Origin of the sequence: Pseudomonas sp. NMI760_13 (assembly GCF_021283245.1) — a bacterium.
Lineage (GTDB): Bacteria > Pseudomonadota > Gammaproteobacteria > Pseudomonadales > Pseudomonadaceae > Aquipseudomonas > Aquipseudomonas peradeniyensis.
Genome location: NZ_JAJSRC010000007.1, coordinates 39263 through 61858 on the forward strand (window position 1 = coordinate 39263; position 22596 = coordinate 61858).

At 65.6% G+C, this 22596-nt stretch carries 19 protein-coding genes; 11 read left to right on the forward strand and 8 right to left on the reverse strand.

The genetic code is table 11. The features are described 5' to 3' along the window. Window positions 1–43: 43 nt before the first annotated feature. The gene (locus tag LU671_RS09585; protein ID WP_232855523.1) at window positions 44–1387 is read right to left on the reverse strand and encodes an OprD family porin; all 1344 of its coding nucleotides are present in this window, start codon (window positions 1385–1387) and stop codon (window positions 44–46) included. A 279-nt stretch (window positions 1388–1666) separates the two neighbouring features. On the opposite strand from LU671_RS09585, the gene LU671_RS09590 reads away from it, so the two are divergent. Then, window positions 1667–1990 (forward strand): DUF2790 domain-containing protein, encoded by a 324-nt coding sequence (locus tag LU671_RS09590; protein ID WP_186733182.1) that lies wholly within the window; start codon window positions 1667–1669, stop codon window positions 1988–1990. A 1-nt stretch (window position 1991) separates the two neighbouring features. Here LU671_RS09590 and LU671_RS09595 read toward each other — a convergent pair whose 3' ends face one another. Next, entirely contained in the window at window positions 1992–3146 is a 1155-nt protein-coding gene (locus tag LU671_RS09595; RefSeq protein WP_232855524.1) for a GGDEF domain-containing protein, read from the reverse strand. A gap of 120 nt (window positions 3147–3266) precedes the next feature. Then, window positions 3267–4151, reverse strand: a complete 885-nt coding sequence (locus LU671_RS09600) for a LysR substrate-binding domain-containing protein (protein WP_203652388.1) — start codon at window positions 4149–4151, stop codon at window positions 3267–3269. 104 nt (window positions 4152–4255) lie between these two features. Between LU671_RS09600 and LU671_RS09605 the strand changes: the two genes are divergently transcribed. The 10 genes from LU671_RS09605 to LU671_RS09650 all read left to right on the forward strand — a co-directional run bounded on the left by LU671_RS09605 (window position 4256) and on the right by LU671_RS09650 (window position 14976). Continuing rightward, window positions 4256–5212 (forward strand): DMT family transporter, encoded by a 957-nt coding sequence (locus LU671_RS09605; RefSeq protein WP_232855525.1) that lies wholly within the window; start codon window positions 4256–4258, stop codon window positions 5210–5212. Window positions 5213–5408: 196 nt separating this feature from the next. Continuing rightward, window positions 5409–6245: a glutathione-dependent disulfide-bond oxidoreductase gene (yghU, locus tag LU671_RS09610; protein ID WP_232855526.1), complete on the forward strand. Its 837-nt coding sequence runs from the start codon at window positions 5409–5411 to the stop codon at window positions 6243–6245. 174 nt (window positions 6246–6419) lie between these two features. After that, the gene (locus tag LU671_RS09615; protein ID WP_203652631.1) at window positions 6420–6983 is read left to right on the forward strand and encodes a hypothetical protein; all 564 of its coding nucleotides are present in this window, start codon (window positions 6420–6422) and stop codon (window positions 6981–6983) included. 16 nt (window positions 6984–6999) lie between these two features. After that, on the forward strand, window positions 7000–7584 hold the full coding sequence (locus tag LU671_RS09620) for a hypothetical protein (RefSeq protein WP_203652385.1): 585 nt from the start codon (window positions 7000–7002) through the stop codon (window positions 7582–7584). Window positions 7585–7769: 185 nt separating this feature from the next. Then, entirely contained in the window at window positions 7770–9485 is a 1716-nt protein-coding gene (locus LU671_RS09625) for an amidase (RefSeq protein ID WP_232855527.1), read from the forward strand. Between the two features lie 231 nt (window positions 9486–9716). Continuing rightward, on the forward strand, window positions 9717–10403 hold the full coding sequence (locus tag LU671_RS09630; RefSeq protein WP_232855528.1) for a helix-turn-helix transcriptional regulator: 687 nt from the start codon (window positions 9717–9719) through the stop codon (window positions 10401–10403). A 15-nt stretch (window positions 10404–10418) separates the two neighbouring features. Further along, a complete protein-coding gene (locus LU671_RS09635; protein ID WP_232855529.1) occupies window positions 10419–11333 on the forward strand; it encodes a pyridoxal-phosphate dependent enzyme in 915 nt (304 codons plus the stop codon). Window positions 11334–11644: 311 nt separating this feature from the next. Then, a complete protein-coding gene (locus LU671_RS09640; protein WP_232855530.1) occupies window positions 11645–12259 on the forward strand; it encodes a TetR family transcriptional regulator C-terminal domain-containing protein in 615 nt (204 codons plus the stop codon). 344 nt (window positions 12260–12603) lie between these two features. Next, window positions 12604–13701, forward strand: a complete 1098-nt coding sequence (gene nspC / locus LU671_RS09645; protein WP_232855531.1) for a carboxynorspermidine decarboxylase — start codon at window positions 12604–12606, stop codon at window positions 13699–13701. A gap of 30 nt (window positions 13702–13731) precedes the next feature. Next, window positions 13732–14976 carry a saccharopine dehydrogenase family protein gene (locus LU671_RS09650; RefSeq protein WP_028691662.1) on the forward strand — a complete coding sequence of 415 codons (1245 nt, stop codon included), beginning with the start codon at window positions 13732–13734 and terminating at the stop codon, window positions 14974–14976. Window positions 14977–15017: 41 nt separating this feature from the next. Here LU671_RS09650 and LU671_RS09655 read toward each other — a convergent pair whose 3' ends face one another. The 5 genes from LU671_RS09655 to LU671_RS09675 form a co-directional block, all read right to left on the reverse strand. Next, window positions 15018–15734 (reverse strand): HvfC family RiPP maturation protein, encoded by a 717-nt coding sequence (locus tag LU671_RS09655; protein ID WP_232855532.1) that lies wholly within the window; start codon window positions 15732–15734, stop codon window positions 15018–15020. Then, window positions 15727–16560, reverse strand: a complete 834-nt coding sequence (locus tag LU671_RS09660; RefSeq protein ID WP_232855533.1) for an HvfB family MNIO-type RiPP peptide maturase — start codon at window positions 16558–16560, stop codon at window positions 15727–15729. The genes LU671_RS09655 and LU671_RS09660 overlap by 8 nt, the downstream gene beginning before the upstream one ends. 94 nt (window positions 16561–16654) lie before the next feature. Continuing rightward, window positions 16655–17146 carry an HvfA family oxazolone/thioamide-modified RiPP metallophore gene (locus LU671_RS09665; protein ID WP_110733818.1) on the reverse strand — a complete coding sequence of 164 codons (492 nt, stop codon included), beginning with the start codon at window positions 17144–17146 and terminating at the stop codon, window positions 16655–16657. A gap of 167 nt (window positions 17147–17313) precedes the next feature. Continuing rightward, window positions 17314–17874, reverse strand: coding sequence for a DUF4174 domain-containing protein (locus tag LU671_RS09670; protein ID WP_203652377.1), 561 nt, complete (start codon window positions 17872–17874; stop codon window positions 17314–17316). A 205-nt stretch (window positions 17875–18079) separates the two neighbouring features. Beyond that, window positions 18080–22549 carry an NEL-type E3 ubiquitin ligase domain-containing protein gene (locus LU671_RS09675; protein ID WP_232855534.1) on the reverse strand — a complete coding sequence of 1490 codons (4470 nt, stop codon included), beginning with the start codon at window positions 22547–22549 and terminating at the stop codon, window positions 18080–18082. Window positions 22550–22596 lie beyond the last annotated feature (47 nt).

Below are 22596 nucleotides of genomic sequence, written 5' to 3' on the forward strand. Positions count from 1 at the left end.
CCAAAGGAGCACGTGGGCTTCTCAAGGTGAATTCGGGAAATGCTCAGAGGATCGACAGGGGGTACTCGACGATCACCCGCACCTCGTCCAGGTCCGATTCAAAGGCCGTGGCCCGGGTGGTGGCCTGGCGCACGCGCAGCGACAGGTCCTTGGCCGCGCCGGTCTGCACCACGTACTTGACCTCGATGTCGCGCTCCCAGCGCTTCTGGTCGGTGAGCGGGTCGCCGTTGTCATCGCGGCGCATGTAGTAGGCGTTGGCGTGGCTGTAGTCGGCGTCGCTGCCACGGCCATAGCGGGTCATGAACGACAGCCCCGGCACCCCGTAGGCGGCCATGTTCAGGTCGTAGCGCAGCATCCACGAACGCTCCTTCGGCGAGTTGAAGTCGCTGTACTGGATGGAGTTGTCGAGGAAGATCGAGTCGGACTGGCGCAGGTAGTCGAAATCGTCGTCGCCGTTGTTGCGCTGGTGGGTCAGCGCGACGGTGTGGGCGCCGTAGCGCACGCCGAGCTTGGCGCTCCAGATGTCGTTGTCGAACTGTCCCAGGCGCTGACGCCCTTCATCCTTGGCATTGTAGAAATTGAACCCGCCGATCAGCGCCAGGTCATCGGACAACGGCCAGGTCACGCTGGTGCCGGCGTAGTACTGGTTCCACACGTCCTTCAGGCGGCTGCCGAACAGGCTCACGCTGACGTTTTCGTTGATCGCGTAGTCGCCGCCGCCGTAGGCGATCCATGGCGAGTCCACCGGGCCGCCGTAGAAGGTCACGAAGTTCTCGCGCAGGTCGCTGGACACCGGCTGGCTCATGGCGTGCAGGCGCCCGGCCTGCAGCGTCAAGCCTTGCAGGCTGGTGTTCTCCAGGGTCACCCCGCGAAAGCTTTCCGGCAGCAGCCGCGAGTCGCCGGCAGCGACCACCGGGTTGACCGGGAACACATCGCCCACCCGCAGCACGGTGTCGAACAGGCGCACCTTGGCCGCGCCGCCGACCTTGCTGTATTCGTCGCGGGCCTGGCCATCACGGTCCACCGGCAGCACGTCGAACGAACTGCGCCCTCCGTTGCGCCCGCCACCGGTGTCGAGCTTGAGCCCGAGCATGGCGAAGGCATCCACGCCGACGCCCACCGTGCCCTGGGTGAAACCGGATTCGAAGCGGGTGATGATGGCGTGGGCCCAGGCTTCGGAGTAGCCGTTGTCGCTGGCCTTGCCGGGGTTGTAGGTGGGCGCGCGACCGTCGCGATGGTCACGGTTGAAATAGTAATTGCGGTTGAGCACGCTCAGGCGGCTGCCCTCGATGAACCCTTCCTGCTGCTCTTGCGCGGCCCAGGCTGCCGGGCCGAAGCCGGCCAGCGCCACCAGGGCGGCCAGGGAAAGTGTTGGATTGCTTGTCATCCGTTGCTCCTTCGATTGCGGCTGTTCTTGTTGTCGGGCCTTGGCGCTGGAGCGTCCCTGGTCTGGCCAGATGCGTGCGCACCCAGCCCCGTTGGCCGAGCCTGATGCTCGCCGCTGGCGGATAACGGGAAGGTGATGGGGGGATTACAATCGTGTCATTCGCGGCCGTGGGATCGGCATCCCCGGCCACCTTTCATATCTGTAACCCGGGCGTCATGCCGCTGTCGGCTGCCCGTCGCTAGCGTGGACTGCGAAACGAACCTTTCGGAGACACGCACCATGCTACGACCGACCCTGATCGCCGCCCTGCTGGCGCTTTCCCTTTCGGCCCAGGCCACGGGCTTTTCCAGGCTGGACAACGAGCAGCTGCTTGAAGACCACCAGCAGGCCGTGGCGGCCTACGCGGCGCAACGCGCCAAGCCGATGCCGGAGATCGTCGACTATCGCTATGGCATGAAGCTCGACGTCGCCCGCCTCGTGCGCCAGTCGGGCGACCCGCGCACCTGCGAGGTGGTGCCCCGGCTGATGACCTTCGAGGACAGCCAGGGCACCCTGCGCACCGTGCGCTATTCGGTGCAGTCGCAATGCATCAACAACAAGTAGCTCAGCCGCGCAGCCCGTCCACCAGCTGCAGGCTGTTGCGCCCGCCGCGCTTGGAGGCGTACAGCAGCACGTCGCCCTGCTCGATCAAGGCCGCCAGGCTGGCCGGTGGCCGGTCGAACAGGTTGGCGCCGATGCTCAGGGTCACCGCTTCGGGGGTGCGGAACAATTGCTCGGCCGTGGCCTGGAACTGCCGGCGCAAGGTATCGGCCAGCTGTTCAATGGCCTGGCGCGACGCATCACCCAGCAGGATGACGAACTCGTCACCACCGAGGCGCGCGGCGATCGCCCGCTCCGGCAGCAACGCCCGGATCATTTCGCTCAAGGCCACCAGCAGGCGGTCGCCGGCGGCATGCCCGTGCAGGTCGTTGACCAGCTTGAAGTGGTCGATGTCGATCAGCAACAGAGCGCCCGGACGTTGCGGCGAGACCTCCTTCAGCAGGTTCGCCGCCCGCACCTCCAGGGCCCGACGGTTGTACAGCGCGGTCAGCGGATCGCGCGCGGCCAGGCGCTCGATGCGCTCCTCGCGGCGGTAGCGCACAGTGCCGGTCATCGACAGGGCGATCAGCATGATCGCCATGGCACCCTCCACCAGCGACGCCTGGATGATCTGCCCGCGGAACGCCGTGAGGTCGATCAGCGTCCCCGGCAGCAGCGCCGGCAAGGTCTTGGCCAGGTAGAACAGGCCATGCAGCAGCAGGATGTAGCGCAGCTGGACCGCCCCCACGCTGAGGGACTTGCCGTGCGGGCGCAGCAATGCACTGGCGTACAGGGTGAAGCTGGCGACCAGCAGCGAGTTGACCACCAGGAAAGTCTTCGACCACAGCGGCCATTGCGGCAGCAGCAACAGGCCGAGCCAGAGCAGCGGCGCCAGGTAGCAGGCCCGTGACAGGCGCGCCTCGGTGAAGCGCGAAACCCCCAGTAAAAACAGCCAGTGGGCGGCGACCAGCATGCCATTGGCGAACCAGATGCCGATGAACAGATAACCACTGCCGCGCAGCAGGGCAAGCGAGGAGCCGACGCTGATGGTGGCGAAGCTGGCGCTCCAGCACAGCAAGGAAGACTCGCGCACACTGATCCATTCCACGGCCAGGTACAAGGCGGCGACCGCGGCCAGGGCGATGGAGAGGGTCAGCAGGGTGGAAGCGTCGAACGCCATGGGTGGGAGTTGCCTGTGAATTACCGTTCAGAGCGCTGATTGTATGCGCTCGACGGCGTTTGCACAGGTACATTTGATATCCAAATGATGGCATTTCGACGGGAAACACATCCGTCCGCGCTATTGCCCGGAAAGGAAGCTCACCAGCTGCCGCCCATGGGAGCTCAGCGCCTCCCAGCCACGAAAGCAGATGCGCAGTTCCAGGGTCGCCCAGCGCTCCTCCAGCGCCACCCGGCGCACCGCCAGTTCCTGTTCGGCGCGTACCGCGGCGGTCTCGGGCAGCATGGCGATGCCGGCGTGCTGGGCCACCAGCTGGGCGATGGCTTCGAAGCTGGGGGCGCGTACCCGCACCTTCAGCGGCATGGCCAGGTTCATCGCCAGCTCCTCGACGAAACGCTGCATGGCGCGCTCGGCCGGCAGACAGACGAAGGGAAAACCCAGGGCGTCCGCCAGGCGCAGCTGGCCACGCCCGGCCAACGGGTGATCGAGCGGCACCAGCAGCACCAGCCGCTCGGTGCGAAACGGCAGCGACACCAGGCCATCATTGACCAGGTTGCCGTCGTACACGCCGATCTCGCACTCACCGGCCAGCACCACCCGCAGCACATCGATGCTCTTGTGCTCGACCAGTTGCAGGTCCACCTCCGGGTAGTCGGCCAGGAACGGCCCGAGCACCGCCGGCAGCAAGGTGCTGTTGGTCACCGTGGAGGCCGCCAGGTGCAGGGTAATGCGCCGCTGGCCGGCCAGCTCGCCGAGGGTGTCATGCAGCTTCTGCGCCTCGCCCAGCACGCCACGCGCCGACTCCAGCACCAGGCGCCCGGCGGGGGTCAGCTGCATGCCGTCGGCCTTGCGCAGGAACAGGGTCAATCCACAGCGCGCCTCGAACAGGCGCAGCCGGGTGCTGGCGGCCGACACCGCCACCGGAAAGGTCGCCGCCGCCTTGCTCAGGCTACCGGTCGCGGCAATGGCCGCGAGCAGGCGCAGGTCCACGAGATCGAAGTGCATCGAGGTTTCTCCAAATCAGAACGCCATGTTCGAGAAAAAGCGATTCTAGCCTGCCTGCGTTCTGCGCAGAATAAGCCACGCCCCTTTGCCGTCACGGACCTGTCATGACCCGCCTGCCCGCCCCGCTCCACCGCGCCCTCGCCAACGGCAGCCTGTATGCCGTGCTCGCGGCCCTGGGTTTCAGCTTCAAGGCCATCTTCGTCAAGCTCGCCTATGCCGCCGGCCCCGTGGACGCCATCAGCCTGCTGGCGCTGCGCATGGCCTTGTCGCTGCCGCTGTTCGCCTGGCTGGTGTGGGCCAGCCGCGGCCAGGGCGGAGCGCCGCTGAGCGCCGGCGATGGCCTGCGGGTCGCCCTGCTCGGCCTGTTCGGCTACTACCTGGCCAGCCTGTTCGACTTCTATGGATTGCAATTCATCAGCGCCGGCCTCGAGCGCTTGATCCTGTTCACCTACCCGACCCTGGTGCTGGTGATCCAGGCCGTCGTCCAACGCGAACGCCCCACCTTGCGCACGCTGGCGGCCATGGGCCTGTGCTACCTGGGGCTGGGCATCGCCTTCGTGCATGACATCGGCAGCGCGGGCGGCGGCAACCAGGTGCTGGTCGGCTCGTTGTGGGTATTCGCCAGCGCGGTGACCTATGCCCTGTACTACTCCGGTACCGGGATGATGCTCAAGCGCATGAACTCGATGCGCCTGGCCGGCCTGTGCGGCAGCGCCTCGTCGCTGATGGTGCTGGCCCACTACCTGCTGGTGGCGGATGTCGCGCCGTTGCTGCAGCTGCCGAGCGCGGTGTGGCTCAACGCGGCGCTGATGGCGTTGTTCTCCACGGTGCTGCCGATCTACTGGGTGGCCCTGGCGATCCAGCGTATGGGCCCCACGCACACGGCGGCGGTGGGCAACCTGGGGCCGGTGCTGACCATGCTGGCGTCTTGGCTGATCCTCAGCGAGGCGGTCTCGCTGTACCAGGTGGCCGGGCTGGTGCTGGTGTTGTTCGGGGTGTCGCGGCTGAAACCTGCGAAAAAGCCCGCGCCCCAGCCCGCAGCCCCTGCACGGACCGTGTAGGAGCGGCCTTGTGCCGCGAAAGGGCTGCATGGCAGCCCCGGCGATTGATGCATCAAGGCTGAAACCCCGGGGCCGCTTCGCGCCCCTTTCGCGGCACAAGGCCGCTCCTACACAGAGCATGTCGCGCTTGTGACTATTGGCGAATCCATGGCATAGAAAGCAGTCCACCTGCATAGCGCCATACTGGAGATTCCCCATGAGCAAGCCCTACGTTCCGCCCAAGGTCTGGACCTTCGAGGCGCCCTCCGGCGGCCAGTTCGCCAGCATCAACCGTCCGGTGGCCGGGCCCACCCACGACAAGCCGCTGCCCACCGGCAAGCACCCGCTGCAGCTGTACTCCCTGGCCACGCCCAATGGCGTCAAGGTCACCATCCTCCTGGAAGAACTGCTGGCCCTCGGCCACGGCGGCGCCGAATACGACGCCTGGCTGATCCGCATCGGCGAGGGCGACCAGTTCGCCAGCGGCTTCGTGCAGGTCAATCCCAACTCGAAGATCCCCGCCCTGCTCGACCGCGGCGTCGAACCGCCGGTGCGGGTGTTCGAGTCCGGTTCGATCCTGCTGTACCTCGCGGAAAAGTTCGGCGCCTTCCTGCCCAAGGACATCGCCACGCGCACCGAAACCCTCAACTGGCTGTTCTGGCAGATGGGCTCGGCGCCTTACCTGGGCGGAGGTTTCGGCCACTTCTACGTCTACGCGCCGGAAAAGTTCGAGTACGCCATCAACCGCTTCACCATGGAAGCCAAGCGCCAGCTCGACGTCCTCGACCACCGCCTGGGCGAAAGTGCCTACCTGGGCGGCCCCGAGTACAGCATCGCCGACATCGCCGTGTGGCCCTGGTATGGCCAGCTGGTGCGTGGCAACCTGTACGGCGCGGCGGAGTTCCTCGCGGTGCACGAATACCCGAACGTACAGCGCTGGGCCGAAACCATCGCCCAGCGCCCGGCCGTACAACGCGGCACCCGGGTCAATCGGACCTGGGGCGAGGAAGCCAGCCAGGTGGCGGAACGCCATTCGGCGGCGGACCTTGCCTGATATCGAACGGGGTCGATTGCCGGCCCTGCTCCCAGGGCGATATCAATTTAATGGCATCGCATCCTAAAGTTCCCTGCGACGCGGCCGTCATCCTGCTCAGATTTCACACCTGTGCAAGGAAGTCCCACGTTGAACACACTGCTGCGAGCCGCCACCCTGGCGGCTCTGCTGTCCATGACCGGTTGCATTTCCTATAACGTTACCGGCCCCGTCGGCACCCCGCCACACCCTGCCTCGGTCACCAGCCCACGCACCGCGCAGATTGCCGACGTGGTGGTGTCCGCCCCCGGCATCGACGAAGCCACGCGCACCACCATCAGCCGCTCGCTGACCAGCCAGCTTGGCCAGTACGTGGAAAAAGGCGGCTACTTCAAGGCCATCAGCGAGTACCCCACTCGCCTCGACGAGCAGGACGTGCTGCTGAAGTTCGACATGACCTCCCTCAAGGGCCGTCGCGCCCCGCACCCGGGCTACTTCCCCGGCGCCCTGCTGACGCTGACGCTGTGGATCTGGGTCAATGGCCCGATCTATGTCGACAGTTTCGATGTCGCCGGCGACCTGGTCATCGTCGACCGCAACGGCAGCGAGCTGGCCAGGGCCAAGGACCAGGTCAAGCTCGAGCGCAATGTCGGCCTGTATGGCCGCGAATACTGGGCACCGACCATGGGCTCGAAACAGCTCAACCAGCTGGTGACCGAACTGATGGACACCGCCACCGTGCAACTGGCCAAACGTTGAAAGAAGGGATCACCCCATGAACGGCTTCAAACACCTGCTGCTGCTCGGCGCACTGCTGCTCGGCGGCTGCGTCTCCTACTCCACCGGCGACCTGCCCCCGGTCGGCACCTGGCCGCCCAAGGCCAGCGTCGAGGCGGTCAAGCCAAGTGCCTACCTGCGCAGCACGTCGCTCTTCAAGGCCAACAACAACCCGGCCACCGCCGCCGCCGGCGCCCAGGCGCAGATGTGGGAAAAGACCCTCACCGAGACTTACCAGGAGTCCGGACGCTTCACCCAGGTGACCACGCAGAAAGGCACGGCCGACCTGTACGCCGAATCGACCCTGACCAACCATGAGCAGTTCGTCGTGGCCTCGGCGTTCATCACCGGCTTCACCTTCTTCATCGTGCCGTCGACCGCCAAGAACACCTTCACCCTGGAGACCGTGTTCAAGGACAAGGACGGCAAGGAAATCGGCCGTGTCAGCAAGAGCGAGTCGGTGCGCACCTGGATGCAGCTGGTATTGATCGTCGGCCTGCCGTTCCAGGCCGATACCCGCGACGTGGTCCGCGAACTGGCCCGCAGCACCCTGGACGAGGCGGTACAGCGCAAGTTGCTGTAATCAGCAAAGCCCATCGATAACGGGGGAGCGGCGGTTCGCCGCTCCCCCGTTATTCAGCCCCGCCCCGCAAGCGCCTGAATGCCGCGCTGCAACGAAGCATTTCGCCACTGCATGCCTGCGCCCATCGGGACCTTCTTGCTACACTCGCGCCATGATTTTTCCACCTGCACAACTGTGGTGACAGCATGATCGAGGTAACCGAGGTTTCCATTGCCGAGCTGCGCGACGCGCTCGAGTCCGGCCGCACGACCGCCGTCGAACTGGTCAAGGCCTACCTGGCGCGCATCGACGCCTACGATGGCAAGGACACCGCCACCGCACTCAATGCCGTGGTTGTGCGCAACCCTGACGCGCTCAAGGAGGCCGAAGCCTCCGACGCCCGCCGCGCCCGTGGCGAAACCCTCGGCCCGCTGGACGGCATTCCCTACACCGCCAAGGACAGCTACCTGGTCAAAGGCCTGACCGCCGCCTCCGGCAGCCCGGCGTTCAAGGACCTGGTCGCCCAGCGTGACGCCTTCACCGTCGAGCGCCTGCGCGCCGGCGGCGCCATCTGCCTGGGCAAGACCAACATGCCGCCCATGGCCAACGGCGGTATGCAGCGCGGCGTCTACGGCCGCGCCGAGAGCCCGTACAACGCCGCCTACCTGACCGCGCCCTTCGCCTCCGGCTCGTCCAACGGCGCCGGCACCGCCACCGCCGCCAGCTACAGCGCCTTCGGCCTGGCCGAGGAAACCTGGTCCAGTGGCCGTGGCCCGGCCTCGAACAACGGCCTGTGCGCCTACACCCCGTCGCGCGGGGTGATCTCGGTGCGCGGCAACTGGCCGCTGACGCCGACCATGGACGTGGTCGTGCCCTACGCCCGGACCATGGCCGACCTGCTGGAAATCCTCGACGTGGTGGTGGCCGACGACGCCGACAGCCGCGGCGACCTGTGGCGCCTGCAGCCCTGGGTGCCGATCCCGGCCGCCTCCAGCGTGCGTCCGCAGTCGTACCTGGACCTCGCCGTGGGCGCCGAGTCGCTCAAGGGCAAGCGCTTCGCCGTGCCACGCATGTACATCAACGCCGACAGCGAAGCCGGTACCTCGCAGAAGCCTGGCATCGGCGGCCCGACCGGCCAGCGCATCAACACCCGCGCCAGCGTGATCGACTTGTGGAAGCAAGCCCGCCAGGCGCTGGAAGCGGCCGGCGCCGAAGTGGTCGAGACCGACTTCCCGCTGGTGTCCAACTGCGAGGGCGACCGCCCGGGCGCGCCGACCGTGTTCACCCGCGGCATCGTCAGCAAAGAATTCCTCCATGACGAACTGTGGGAGCTGTCCGGCTGGGCCTTCGATGACTTCCTGCGCGCCAACGACGATCCCAAGCTCAACCGCCTGGCCGATGTCGACGGCCCGCGGATCTTCCCCCACGACCCGGGCACCCTGCCCAACCGTGAGGACGACCTGGCCGCCGGCATGGACGAATACGTCAACATGGCCAAGCGCGGCCTGAAGACCTGGGACCAGATCGCCAGCGTGCCCGATGGCCTGCGCGGCCTGGAAGCCACCCGCAAGCTCGACCTGGAAGACTGGATGGACGCCCAGGGCCTGGACGCGGTGCTGTTCCCCACCGTGGCCGATGTCGGCCCGGCGGACGCCGATGTGAACCCCGCATCGGCGGATATCGCCTGGAGCAACGGCATCTGGGTGGCCAACGGCAACCTGGCGATCCGTCACCTGGGCGTACCGACCGTGACCGTGCCGATGGGCGTGATGGCCGATATCGGCATGCCGGTGGGCCTGACCTTTGCCGGCAAGGCCTACAGTGACAACAATCTGTTGAAATTTGCTGCCGCCTTCGAGTCGACCGGCTCGCGCCGCATGATCCCACCGCGCACGCCCAAGCTGGCGGACCCACAAGGCTGAAGTACCGGCCACATCCTGTAGGAGCGGCCTTGTGCCGCGAAAAGACTGCGTAGCAGCCCCAGGTTCAGTGATCAGGCAAAGATCGCCGGGGTCGCTGTGCGCCCCTTTCGCGGCACAAGGCCGCTCCTACAAGGATCGCGCAAGGCTTGAGGGGGCGTGATCAACGAGCACGCTGGCAAAATTCAACAAATCATGCAAATATCAACTTTATGTTGATATTTGCATGATGCCATGACCCTCCTCGAAGAACGCCAGCTCACCCTGACCATCCTCAAGGCCACCCTGCAGGCCCTGGGCAGCGTCGTCCCACGCAACGTCGAAATCCTCCTGCACGACCTCGATCACCCGGAGCGCTCGGTGGTGGCGATCGTCAACGGCCATCTCTCCGGCCGCCGGGTTGGCAGTCCGATTCTCGCCGCCCCCGAGCAGGACCAGGGCTTCAAGGCGCTGATGCAGGCCTCGGCCGACCAACAAGGTTGCGCGCCAGTGGTGCTGCCCGACTACCCCACCACCCTCAAGGGTCGCAGCCTGCGCAGCGCCACGGCGATCTTCCGTGACCGCGACGGCCAGCCCTTCGCCAGCCTGTGCGTGAACACCGATGTCACCGGCCTGGACGCGGCCATGGCCTTTCTCCAGCACTTCCAGCCACTGGGCGCCACACCGGCGGCGACCGACGAGGCGGCCGACATGACCGCGCTGATGGCCGGGATCATCCAGGATGCGCTGCAACGCAGCGGCCAGGGGCGGATGAACAAACAGGCCAAGGTCGAGGCCGTGCGCATCATGCAGGAGCGCGGCCTGTTCATCGTCAAGGGTGGCGTGGAGAAAGCCGCCGAGGCCCTCGGCGTGACCCGCTATACCGTCTACAACTACCTGGAGCAGCTGCGCGGCGAACCCGCCACGGCTGCCCGCGACTGAACCCCGGAGCCCATCATGCCGCTGCACATTCCTACCCCACTGATCGAATCCCGCCCGCTGTCCCTGAGCGCCGGCCGCCCGGTGTGGCTCAAGCTCGAAGCCCTGCAACCGTGCGGCTCGTTCAAGCTGCGCGGCGTCGGCCATGCCTGCGAGGTCCACCATGCCCGCGGTGCCCGGCATTTCGTCTCGTCGTCCGGTGGCAACGCCGGCCTGGCGGTGGCCTATGCCGGGCGCAAACTCGGTGTGCCGGTGACCGTGGTGGTGCCCGAGACCACCACCGAGCGGGCCAGGGAACTGCTACGCCTGGAAGACGCCAGCGTGGTCGTGCGCGGCAGTTCCTGGCAGGAAGCCAATGAGCACGCCCAGACCCTGGTCGGCGCGGACGACGCCTTTATCCACCCGTTCGACGATCCGCTGCTGTGGACCGGCCACGCCAGCATGATCGACGAAGTCGCCGCAGCAGGCTTCAAGCCCGACGCGGTGGTGCTTTCGGTTGGCGGCGGCGGCCTGCTCTGCGGGGTGGTCGAGGGCTTGCAGCGCAACGGCTGGCACGACGTACCGGTACTGGCGGTGGAGACCGACGGCGCGGCGTCGCTGCACGCCGCCATGGCCGCCGGGCATACCGTGGAACTGCCGCGCATCGCCTCGGTGGCCACTTCGCTGGGCGCCAAGCGGGTCGCCGAGCAGGCGCTGGCCTACACCCGCCAGCAGCCGGTGCTCAGCCACCTGGTCAGTGACCGCGAAGCCCTCGACGCCTGCGAGCGGCTGCTGCGCGACCATCGCCTGCTGGTGGAGCCGGCCTGCGGCGCCGCGCTGGCCCTGCTCGAACACCCCGAGGCCATGGCGGCCTACGGCAATGTGCTGGTGATCGTCTGCGGCGGCGCCACCGCCACGCTGGAGCAGATCCGCGCCTGGCGAGCGACCTGCTGATTCGACACAGACCCGTTCTGCTGGAACAAAACCTAATTTTTGATCCAGGGCAAGCCCGCTCTCATGGAACAAAACATAATTCTTTGATTTGACTGGGTAGCGTGGGAGCGGGCTTGCCCCGCGATGCGGTGTATGGCACCGGCTTCGCCGGTGTTCGCGGGTGAACCCGCTCCCACAGGGATAACAGTTCCCTGCGCGACAGCGTAGCCCGAAGGGCTGGGTGATCTGCGCACAGGAATCCGTGCTGCTATCGGCGAGCACGCCACCGCTATATACTTTTGAACATATCGATTCAGAAGTACATGTTTGCCATGCCCAGTATCCGTGACCGCAACCTGCAACTGATCCTTGCTGCCGCCAGCGAAGAGTTCGCCCACCACGGCTTCGCCGCCGCCCGGGTCGATGATATCGCCGCCCGCGCCGGCCTGCCCCGGGCCAATGTGTTCTATTACTTTCGCAACAAGCGCCTGCTTTACGCAGCCGTGCTCGACCTGGTGATGGAGCCGCTGCTACGCGCCGCGCGCAGCCTGGTGCCGGACGCTCACCCCGAGCAGGCCCTGCCCCGCTACTTCAAGGCCAAGGCCGAAGTGGCGCGGCGTCATCCCGGTGCCGTGCGGGTATGGCTCAAGGAAATGCTGCATGGCGCCCGGCAACTGCCAGGCGAGCGCGCCGAGCTGCTGCAGCAGAGTGCCCGGCAGACCCTGGCCTGCCTGGCGCAGTGGATGGACCGCGGGCTGATCGTGCGGACCGCGCCAGAGCATCTGCTGCTGTTCCTCTGGTCCACGTCGCTGGCGACCTTCCGCTTCGGCATGGCCCCCGGCAGCTCGGGGCAGATCAAGCCAACCCACGCATCCACCCAGGCCCAGGCCGACCTGCTGCTGCGCAGCCTGCGCCCGGAACCATGGCCATTGGGCAGGATCGCCTGATCGCTATATCAATAAAAATATAACGACTATCTTACCTGCAAAGCATTGAATGATCGCTCTCTTCCCGCGCTCATCGGATTCTCGCTGCGCCCGGGAACAGCCGATTACGATAGTCACATTCGTTTGTTCAACTTGCTGTTGCCCCAGCAGGAAAAGGCTGTCGGTCGGCCATTGCGGCGCGGACCGGTCCGGCACCAGGGACGGCACAGCCGCGGGCCTGATGGCGCTTCGCCAACGAAGAGCAGCGCAACTCGGACGAAATGCGTCTCGCGCCCTTTCGTAGCGCGGCAAGTGAAGGCACAATGCGTGTCCTTTTTTTGGCCGGCCTGGCCGGGGGCCTTTAAATGATCAAGACGCCGTACTACCTCATCGATAAACAGAAACTGCTGGGCAACATGGAAAAGATTGCCTATGTGCGCCAGCAGTCCGGGGCCAAGGCCCTGCTCGCCCTCAAGTGCTTCGCCACCTGGTCGGTGTTCGACCTGATGCAGCAGTACATGGACGGCACCACTTCCTCCTCGCTGTACGAGCTCAAGCTCGGCCGCCAGAAATTCGCCGGCGAGACCCACGCCTACAGCGTGGCCTGGGCCGACGATGAAGTCGAAGAGATGCTCGAGAACTGCGACAAGATCATCTTCAACTCCATCGGCCAGCTCGAGCGCTTTTCCGAGCAATCCGAGGGCAAGGTGCGCGGCCTGCGCGTCAACCCGCAGGTGAGCAGCTCCGACTACCTGCTGGCCGACCCTGCGCGCCCATTCAGCCGCCTGGGCGAGTGGGACCCGGAAAAGATCGAGAAGGTGATCGAGAAGATCTCCGGCTTCATGTTCCACAACAACTGCGAGAACGGCGACTTCGGCCTGTTCGACAAGATGCTCACGCACATCGAGGAGCGCTTCGGCCACCTCCTGCACAAGGTGGAGTGGGTCAGCCTCGGTGGCGGCATCCATTTCACCGGCGAAGACTACGCGGTGGACGCGTTCTGCGCGCGCCTGAAAGCCTTCTCGGAAAAATATGGCGTGCAGGTCTACCTGGAGCCGGGCGAAGCGGCCATCACCAACAGCGCCTCGCTGGAAGTGACCGTGCTCGACACCCTGTACAACGGCAAGCACCTGGCCGTGGTCGACAGCTCGATCGAGGCGCACCTGCTCGACCTGCTGATCTATCGCCTCAACGCCAAGATGGCGCCCAACGACGGCGCGCACACCTACATGGTCTGCGGCAAGTCGTGCCTGGCCGGCGATATCTTCGGCGAGTATCAGTTCGACAAGCCGCTGCAGATCGGTGACCGCCTGTCGTTCGTCGACACCGCCGGTTACACCATGGTCAAGAAAAACTGGTTCAACGGTCTGAAAATGCCGTCCATCGCGGTCAAGCAGCTCGACGGCAGCGTCGAGGTGGTGCGCGAGTTCGGGTTCGACGACTACGTTTCGAGCCTGTCGTAAGACAGGCTTTCATGAAGGAGAGAAGCTGAATTGAAGAAGAACGTTCTTATCATTGGTGCAGGAGGTGTCGCCAAGGTGGTGGCCCACAAGTGCGCACAGCATAACGACGAACTGGGTCGTATTGCGATTGCGTCACGGAACATCTCCAAATGCCAGGCCATCATCGACAGCGTCAAGGCCAAGGGTAGCCTCAAGGTACCCGCCGACATCCAGGCCTTCTCGCTCAACGCCCTCGATGTCGAGGCGACCAAGGCACTGATCCGCGAGACCGAATCGCAGATCGTGATCAACGTTGGTTCCGCCTTCCTCAACATGTCGGTGCTGCGCGCCTGCATCGATACCGGTGTCGCTTATCTTGACACCGCGATTCACGAAGAACCGGGCAAGATCTGCGAAACCCCGCCCTGGTATGGCAACTACGAGTGGAAACACCTCGAGGAATGCCAGCAGAAGAACATTACCGCCATTCTCGGTGTCGGCTTCGACCCGGGTGTGGTGAACAGCTACGCGAAACTCGCGCAGCAGCAGTATTTCGACCGCATTGATTCGATCGACATCCTCGACGTCAATGCCGGTTCCCACGGCAAGTACTTCGCCACCAACTTCGACCCGGAAATCAACTTCCGCGAGTTCACCGGGCAGGTGTGGAGCTGGCAGAACAGCCAGTGGACCAGCAACACCATGTTCGAAGTCAAGCGTACCGACGACCTGCCGGTGGTGGGTTCGCAGAACCTGTACCTGACCGGCCACGACGAGGTGCACTCGATCTCGAAGAACCTGAACGTGCCAAACGTACGTTTCTGGATGAGCTTCGGCGAGCACTACATCAACGTGTTCACCGTGCTGAAGAACCTCGGCCTGCTCAGCGAGCAACCGGTCAAGACCGCCGAAGGCCTGGAAGTGGTGCCGCTGAAAGTGGTCAAGGCCGTGCTGCCGGATCCGGCCTCGCTGGCCCCGGGCTACACCGGCAAGACCTGTATCGGTGACCTGGTCAAGGGCACCAAGGATGGCCAGCCGCGCGAAGTGTTCATCTACAACGTGGCTGATCACGAAGAAGCCTACGCCGAGACTGACAGCCAGGGCATCTCCTACACCGCCGGCGTGCCGCCGGTGGCCGCCGCGCTGCTGGTCGCCCGTGGCGAGTGGGACGCCGGGCGCATGGTCAACGTCGAGGAGCTGCCGGCCGAGCCGTTCCTCAAGGCGCTGGACGTGATGGGCCTGCCGACCCGCGTCAAGGATGAAAAAGGCGATCGTCCGTGGGACGCTGAAGCCTAAGCTGCACGACGAAGGGGCGCCAGATGGCGCCCCTTCTGTTTTTACGGCACCGCGCGCTGCACGGTCCCGACAATGATGCCCTGCTCGCGCAATTGATGCAGCAGGTGCAACCCCTGCTGCAGATGCTGATCGCCCAGCGCGCGCAAACGCTCGCGGCCGGTGCCGGGCAGGCCCATCAGCAGCTGCCAGGCCAGCGGCGCCAGGCGGGCGAAACGTACCTGCAGGTCGGCGTCGCGGTAGACCAGCAAAAGGGTAGGCTGCTCCGGCGCTTCGCTCGGCTGGTGGTCCGGGCCGATGCGTTCCACCGGCCAACGGTAGGCCAGTACCCGCGCCACACACGACAGCAGCGGCTCGCCTTCGAGCAAGTCGCCGCCCGGATCGTGCGGCGGATCCTCGGCATCGCTCAGGTACAGCTGCGCCTCGATCCATTCATGGTGCGCCAGTTCCAGCTGCCAGGGCGTATCGGGCTCGATACCCTGCAGGTAGTCGAGGAATGCCTCGGCGACTTCAGTGAACAGTGGTGTCTGGCTGCGGTAATGGGCGTAGAAATCACGCACCCGCGCATGCCAGCGCTGATCGCCCAGGGTCCGGCACAGCACCGGGAAGCTACCGGCCAGCAGTCCTTCGATGGCGCCGTAGAACAGCTCGCGATAGACCTTCAGGCGCCGTGCCTCAATGCCGGGCGGCGGTGGGTTGGCGGCCGGGTCGCGCAGGTGGCGCGCCAGGGTGAACTGCTGGGTGCGCAGGGTCTCAGTCATGGCCTGGCGCTCCGTGGGCACGTTGCAGGCTGCGGATCCGCGCCGTTTCAGCCAGCAGTTCGGCCAGCGGCGGGTAATTGAAGTCGCGCTCTAGCACGGTGGGCTGCGTCCCGAAGCGTCGGCAGGCGTCGGCGAACAACGCCCAGACATCCTCCTTGACCGGCGCGCCGTGGGTATCGACCTTCAGGTCCGGTGCCTCGTCGTAATGACCGGCCACATGCATGCTCACTACCCGCTCGCGAGGCAGGCCGGCGAGGAAGGCCCGTGCGTCGTAGCGGTGGTTGCAAGCATTGACGAAGACATTGTTCACATCCAGCAACAGGTCGCAGTCGGCCTCGTCAAGCACGGCGCGGACGAAGTCCAGTTCGGGCATCGCCTGGTACGGCGCGGCGTAATAGCTGATGTTCTCCACGGCGATGCGCCGGCCAAGTACGTCCTGGACCTGGCGGATGCGTGCGGACACATGGTGGACGGCCTCTTCGGTGAAGGGAATCGGCATCAGGTCGTAGAGATGGCCGTCGTCGCTGCAATAGCTCAGGTGCTCGCTGTACATCCGCACCTGGTGGCGGTCGAGGAACTGTCGGGTGCGCTCGAGGAACCTGCGGTCCAGCGGCGCGGTACCGCCCAGTGACAACGACAGGCCATGGCAGGCGATGGGAAAGCGTTCCGCCAGGCGCGCCAGGCCCTGGCCGAAGGCGCCGCCGACGCCGATCCAGTTTTCCGGGGCGCACTCGAGAAAGTCCACCGCATCCGCCTCCATCGTCAGCAGGTCGGACAGCAGGCCACGGCGCAGGCCGAGGCCGGTGTGCAATTGGGGTTGGGGCATGATCGGAGGGCTCCGTGGGGCGTTGAACGGCATCGCGGGGCCAGCCCGCTCCCACAATGTCATGCGTGGGAGCGGGCTGGCCCCGCGACAGGCTTCAGGACTTGCCGGTCAGGTGGCTGAACAGCCCATCAGGCATGGCCTTGCCGTTGGCCTTGTAGATCGCCGCCAGGTGATCGTGGGCCTCCTGCTCGGAGATGAAGCCGTCGTGATTGCGGTCGATCTTGTCAAAGTCAGCCGCGCGGTCCTTGGCCACGGCCAGGAACTCTTCGCGGGAGACCTTGCCGTCGTGGTTGCTGTCGGTGCGGGCGAACGAGGCGTCGCCACACTTGCCCTCACCGCACTTGCCCTCGGCTCCGGCCTTGGCGCTGGCGCCACACTTGCCTTCACCGCATTTGCCTTCGCTCTGCGTGGCCTTGCCGCCGGCACCGCACTTGCCCTCGCCGCACTTACCTTCGCCCGGGGTCTTGGCGGCGGCCAGCTGGTAGCCCTGGGCCAGGGGTTCTACGGCAAAGGCACTGTTGCCCAGGACCATGCCGCCGAGCAGGGTGGCGCCGAGCAGGCCGAGGGTTTGACGGGTCGTTTTCATGGTGTCGCTCCACTGTGGTTGGAAAGTGGAGCCATTGAGCCGCAGCGGTGTGTCGCGGATGTATCGAGGCAGGCGATGTTTTGTATGCCAGTGGGTCGCGGCGAGGCACAGATACACAGAGATACACGAACGGCCCCCTGATCACGCAGAGGGCCGTGGCAGAGGTGTCAGTCCTCCAGCGGCTTGGGTGGTGCGGCAGGTTTGGCGGGCTTCGCAGGCTTGGCCTTGCTGTCCTTTGCCTTGGGCTCGGCGGGCGCGGCGGCGACGGGCTCGGGAGCGATGACCGCCTTCTCGCTGGCCGGCAGTTCGTCGACCGCCTTGAAGATCACCTGCGGGTCGAGCTTCGCGCCGCTGTCGTCGTCCTTGAGCATATGGCGCTCGCCGTCCCTGCCCACCAGGATCACCTTGGTGCCCTTGCTCGCGCCCAGCTTGAGCTCGCGGATCAGGGCCATGGTGGTCTGCTGCTCGAGGTTCTTGTCCTCACGCTTACCCATCATCTGGGCCACGCTGTACAACACCAGGCCACGCTCCTTGAATCCGGCCTGGGTGGCGGGATCTTTCAGCGCCTCTTCCAGGCCGCGTAGGGTCGGGTCGGCCGAACTCGGGGCAATGACCACCAGTGGCCTGGCCTTGCCCAGTTCCTTGGCCAGGGGCGCGTCGCTGTCGGCGGCATACAAGGGGCCTGCTACGGCGAGCAAGGTGGCGAGGGTCAGTAACCGGACGAGCATGGGCATCTCCTTATTCTCTCGATAAAACCAAAGACTGCGGATCAGGGAGAAAGATCCGACGCGGGAGCCTAAACCACCCGGATAGACCGGTGCTTGGGCTAAAGGTAACTTGCCATTACCGGATCCATCCTGACTGGCCGTTGCCTCCCGGAAACCGTCTACGGCTGAGCTGAGCATAGTTCAATGCCCGCGCCCGTGAGGCCCGTCAATGCAGCGGCACCTGCCAGCTAAGCGCGTTCCTGGCCAGCGCCTCGCGGGTCAGCGCCACCAGGGTGTCGTGCTCGCGCCGCAGGAACCGTGCATGCAGGCGGTCAATTGCCTCCTCCGGGGCATCCAGGGCCAGCAGGTCGTCCAGGGTGTCGTGGTCGGCCTGGGGAACCCGCAGGCGTTCGGCAAAGGTCGTTTCCAGGTATTGCCGCCAGAAACGCAGGCCCACCATCCACTCGCTGATCGCATTCTCGGTCTGCGCCGCCCGGATCCAGTTGCGCGCCCAGGCGAGGTCTGCCGGTTTGAGGTTGGCCACGCCACGGTAGAGCATGTTGCTGAGCTCGACCGGCAGGTCCAGCTCGTCGCGCAGGTCGATCCGATAGGCCAGCGCCACCTCCAGTGACTCCACGCCCGCGGTGGGCATGAGTTCGGCGTGGGTCCAGGCCAGTTCGTCGAGTCGCTGCAGGCGCCAGAGCTGGCCGCCCAGGTGCAGCAGGGCCTGTTCGCGCTGGCCCGGCAGCGTGCCCTGCTCGGCCTGCCAGACCTTCAGGCGTACCTCCAGGTCGCTGAAGCGGAACGTCGCGCTGTCTTCGCAGCGGGTCACCGCCGAATTGGCGAACAGTTCCTCGCGCAACGCCGGGCTCTCCTGCATCGCTTGCAGCATGCGCAACAGCCGGGCGCCCAGGTAGCGGGCGCCAAACTCGCTGTGAAAGTCAGCGGAGTCGGTGAGTTCGGCCAGCAGGTTGAAGAATTCCGCGGAATTCACCTCACTCTCCAGCTGAACCCAGGCCGCGGCCATGTCATCGCGCACGTCCCCGTCTACCAGGTCGAGCCAGCGCAACTGATAGGGCACCCGGGTCTGCGAGACAGGGTGCCAGGTGTTCACCGCGTCCGCATTCGCGGCCAGCAGATTGCCGAACAACCTTACCCTGCCCTCGCGCCACAGGGGTGACTGATGCAAGCCCTCGGGCAGTACCTCGATGCCGTTGTCACTGAGGTCCAGGGTATGCAGGCGCGGGGCCTGCAGTGCGCCGTCGGGCAAGGCGGTCGCCTCGGTGCGGCTGAGCAACAAGGCATTCAGGCGCGGCATGCCACGGACGGAAAACGACCTGCGCAGCGGGTTGTGCGACAGGTTCAGGTAGATCAGCGCCCTGCAGTTGGCCAGGATCCGTTCTTGCTCGGCATCCAGGGTGATGCGGTTGCCGGACAGGTCGAGCACTTCAAGCTGCTCGTTGAGCGCTGACGGCAACTGCTGCAGCTTGCAGTGGGTAATCTCCAGTGTGCGCAAGTTGGGGAAGGCCCGCAGGAACGCGTCCGGGACCTCACGCAGCCGCATGGCCCTCAGCGCCAGGCTCGACACATGGGGAAAACTGACCTGGGCAGGTAGGCTCGGCAGTTGCCGCAGGCGGCTGCGGGTCTGAGTCAGCAGGTAGCCTCCGGTCGGCAGCGCACCATTGGCCTGCTCGGGAACCAGGAACCGCCAGCAGTCCATCAACCCGCGCCCCAGGTCGCGTCGCGCCTCCCATTCGCTCGTAGCGAACGCTTTGCGCTTCCAGGTGGTCAGTGTCTCCTGCAGCAGGGCATGCTGCTGTTCCAGTTCACCCAGCGTGGTATCGGCATCCCGGCCGCTCTGCTGCAATTGTTCGAGCCATTGCTGGAGCTGGGTATCGCTGTACGCCGGATACAGATCGCGCAGTCTGGCCGTCAATGCGCGCGGCCGGTTGTTGCTGATGCCCAACCAGCGGCGCCAGCCGCTGAGTGGATAACCGAGGCGACCGTCCTCGAGCCGTTGCGGGGCCATGAACGAAACCGGTGCGCGATCCAGGCCCAGTACGCTCGCGACGGACTGACGTTGCTGCAACGCCTGCCGGGCCAGCGCCGCCTGCAGGGACTCGGCGAACGGCTCAGCAATACCCATCGCCGCCCGCTGACCGGCGTCGTAACCCTGTGCCAGCACCGCGAACAGCTCACCCGGCTGGCCGATGGCCGCGCCGTCGTGGTCGGCAAGCTGGAAGACACCGGTGCGATGCACCAGTTGCAGCTCTCGCCCCGTGCCCGAGGTGCTGAGCAATGGCTCGCTGGCGGCGCCATCGTAAAGCCGCCAGGCCGGTGCGGTGGCCGCGCCAGGCATCTTTTCGAGCAGCGCCAGGACCACCCTGGCCAGATCGAGGTTCTGCGGGGTATCGAAGGTCAACGCCTCCAGCACCCTGGCCAGGCGAATGCGCCGAACCCGGGTGCTGGCCGCCAGGGCCATTGCCACTGGTACCCGGCGCTCATCGAGCAGCCGTTGCCGGTCGCTGTCGCTGGCCTCGCGCAGCAAGGTCTGCGCGGCCGGCCGATGCAGGCTGGCGAAGTCCCGTCGCAAAAGCTGGGTGGACTCGGTATCGACATTCTGCTCATCGTACAGCTGTCGGAACACGATCCGGCGGTCGTGCCACAGTTGCCCGGCCAACGCCTGGTCGCTCATCTCCCCGGCTCCCGGCAGGCCTCTGGCCTTTTCCAGCACCGCCAGGTCAACCACCTGGGCGCCTGCACGCAGTTGAGTTGTCACCTCCCGGATCCGCTCGGCCAGCTCCATGCGCGCCACCGTATCGGTCAACTCCGCCTGCGCTGCCCTGCCATACACGTGCAAACCTCGCAGTTGTCCGGCATCCATCCCATGGATCGCCATGGCCTGGTCTACCTGCGCATCGTCCAGGCGCTCGAACGCACCGCCCAACCGGCGAAACATCCTGTGTCGGTTATCCCACTCGCTCGGCGACTCGCTCCACAGCCGCCAGGCGCCAGCGTCGTTATGGCGCAGCAATGGCCCGTGGCCCTGGTGCGGGCACAACTGCCATTGCTCGTCACTCGCCCGCAGACGCACCGGGTAGTAGTGCCCCTCCATGCGGATCCAGCGCTGGTTGCCCAACTGATAGACTCCCTGCTCGTCCACTTGCGCGGCGGCAGGCGGCGCGTCACTGCGAAAGGGCGTGAGGTCGCCGCTCCACAGTTTCTCGCTGCCATCCTCCAGCCGTGCCGGCAGCAGTTCGTCCACCAGGCTCCAGGCTCGACGCAGCACCACCACCCCGGCCACCGTCGCCCCAACCAGCGCGGTACTCTTGCCTACCGTCAACAGGTGATCCAGGGCGGCATTGGTGTCGCCTTCGCGCCAGTCCTCGACGGCCTGGAAGGTCTCCTTCAACAGATCCCAGGCCATCACCGCCAGCAACGCGATACCGACCTGGGGTATGAACAAACCGGCCAGGCCAAGCAAGGTCCAGCCTTCGGCCGCCAGGCGCTTGTCGTGCTCGGCCTGCAACGCCCGATCAAGCCGGGCCACGGGTGGCGCGATCATCGCGGTGTCGTCCTTGATCTGGGCGATACGGGCGCTGGCCAGATGCTCGAACAATGGGCCTGGGTAGGCATGCATGTGCTCGTCCAGGTCTCGGGTCGCCCAGTCGGCCAGATCACCCAGCCGCTGCTGGACACTTGAGAAGAACACCTGGCAGTCACGCCTGCGCACAAAGCGTGCGAAGAAGCGCTGGTATTCGACCTTGCGCAGGCGCTTGCCCAGCACTCGCCGGGCAAAGTCCTCCAGGTCGTCACGGGCACTCCAGGGGCCGTGGGGGTCGTCTGGGATGTACACCAGCACGCGCTTGCTGGTATCGCGCAACCAGCCCTTGTCGATCACATCCAGCACGACGATCTGCTGCAGCTCGCAACCGAATGCTTTCATCTGTTTGGCGATCACCGGGGCACCGGCAAGCGTGCCCGGTTTCCCATCGTGATAGAGGCCAATGATCAAGGCCAGTTCGGCATCACTCAGCACGCCTTCGACCCTGGCCTTGCAGGCATCGATCAGCAGGTTGGCCTGCTGTGATTGCCTGAGCAGCACCTTGACGTTCTGCCCGGCGACATCCGACCCCAGCACTTCGTCGAGATGGCGTTGATACTGTGCGCCCAGGTCGAGCGTCCGACACAAGCTGGCAAAGCCCTTGGCGTCCACGCCAGACAGGACCTGCCCCGCTTCGTCGACCACCGCACTGTGCCGCGGCTGTCCGTTGGCGCCAGCTTCTTGCGCCGTGAAGTTGCACAGGGCCGCTTCGAGCAAAGGGATCTCGTAGTTACTCGACCCCTGAAGTGGATAGCGGCCGGCAATCAGGCCAGGTTCGTTGGCAAAGTGGAAATACTGTCGGCGAAAAGACAAGTCATCGACGGGCTGGACGACACCATGGCGGTCGCCCAGCGCTTGCTGCAACAGCGGCCTGGCAAACTGGTCGATAGCCTGGATCCGCGTCAGCGCCATGCTCAATCCCTGACGACAGCGCAGGCTGGTCTTGAGCGCCTCGCCCAGCACGGCGAACTGTGCCGGGTTCAGGCCACTCAGCCACGGCGGCAGGCGCCGGGCGATCAGTTGGTCCTGGTAGGCCTGCTCCATGGCCAGCGTATCAATGCTTCCTGCTGACCTTTTGACTGCGCTGTTCATGTCGTTGCTCCGGCTCGCAAAGGTATAGGAGCCTATCCGACGCATCG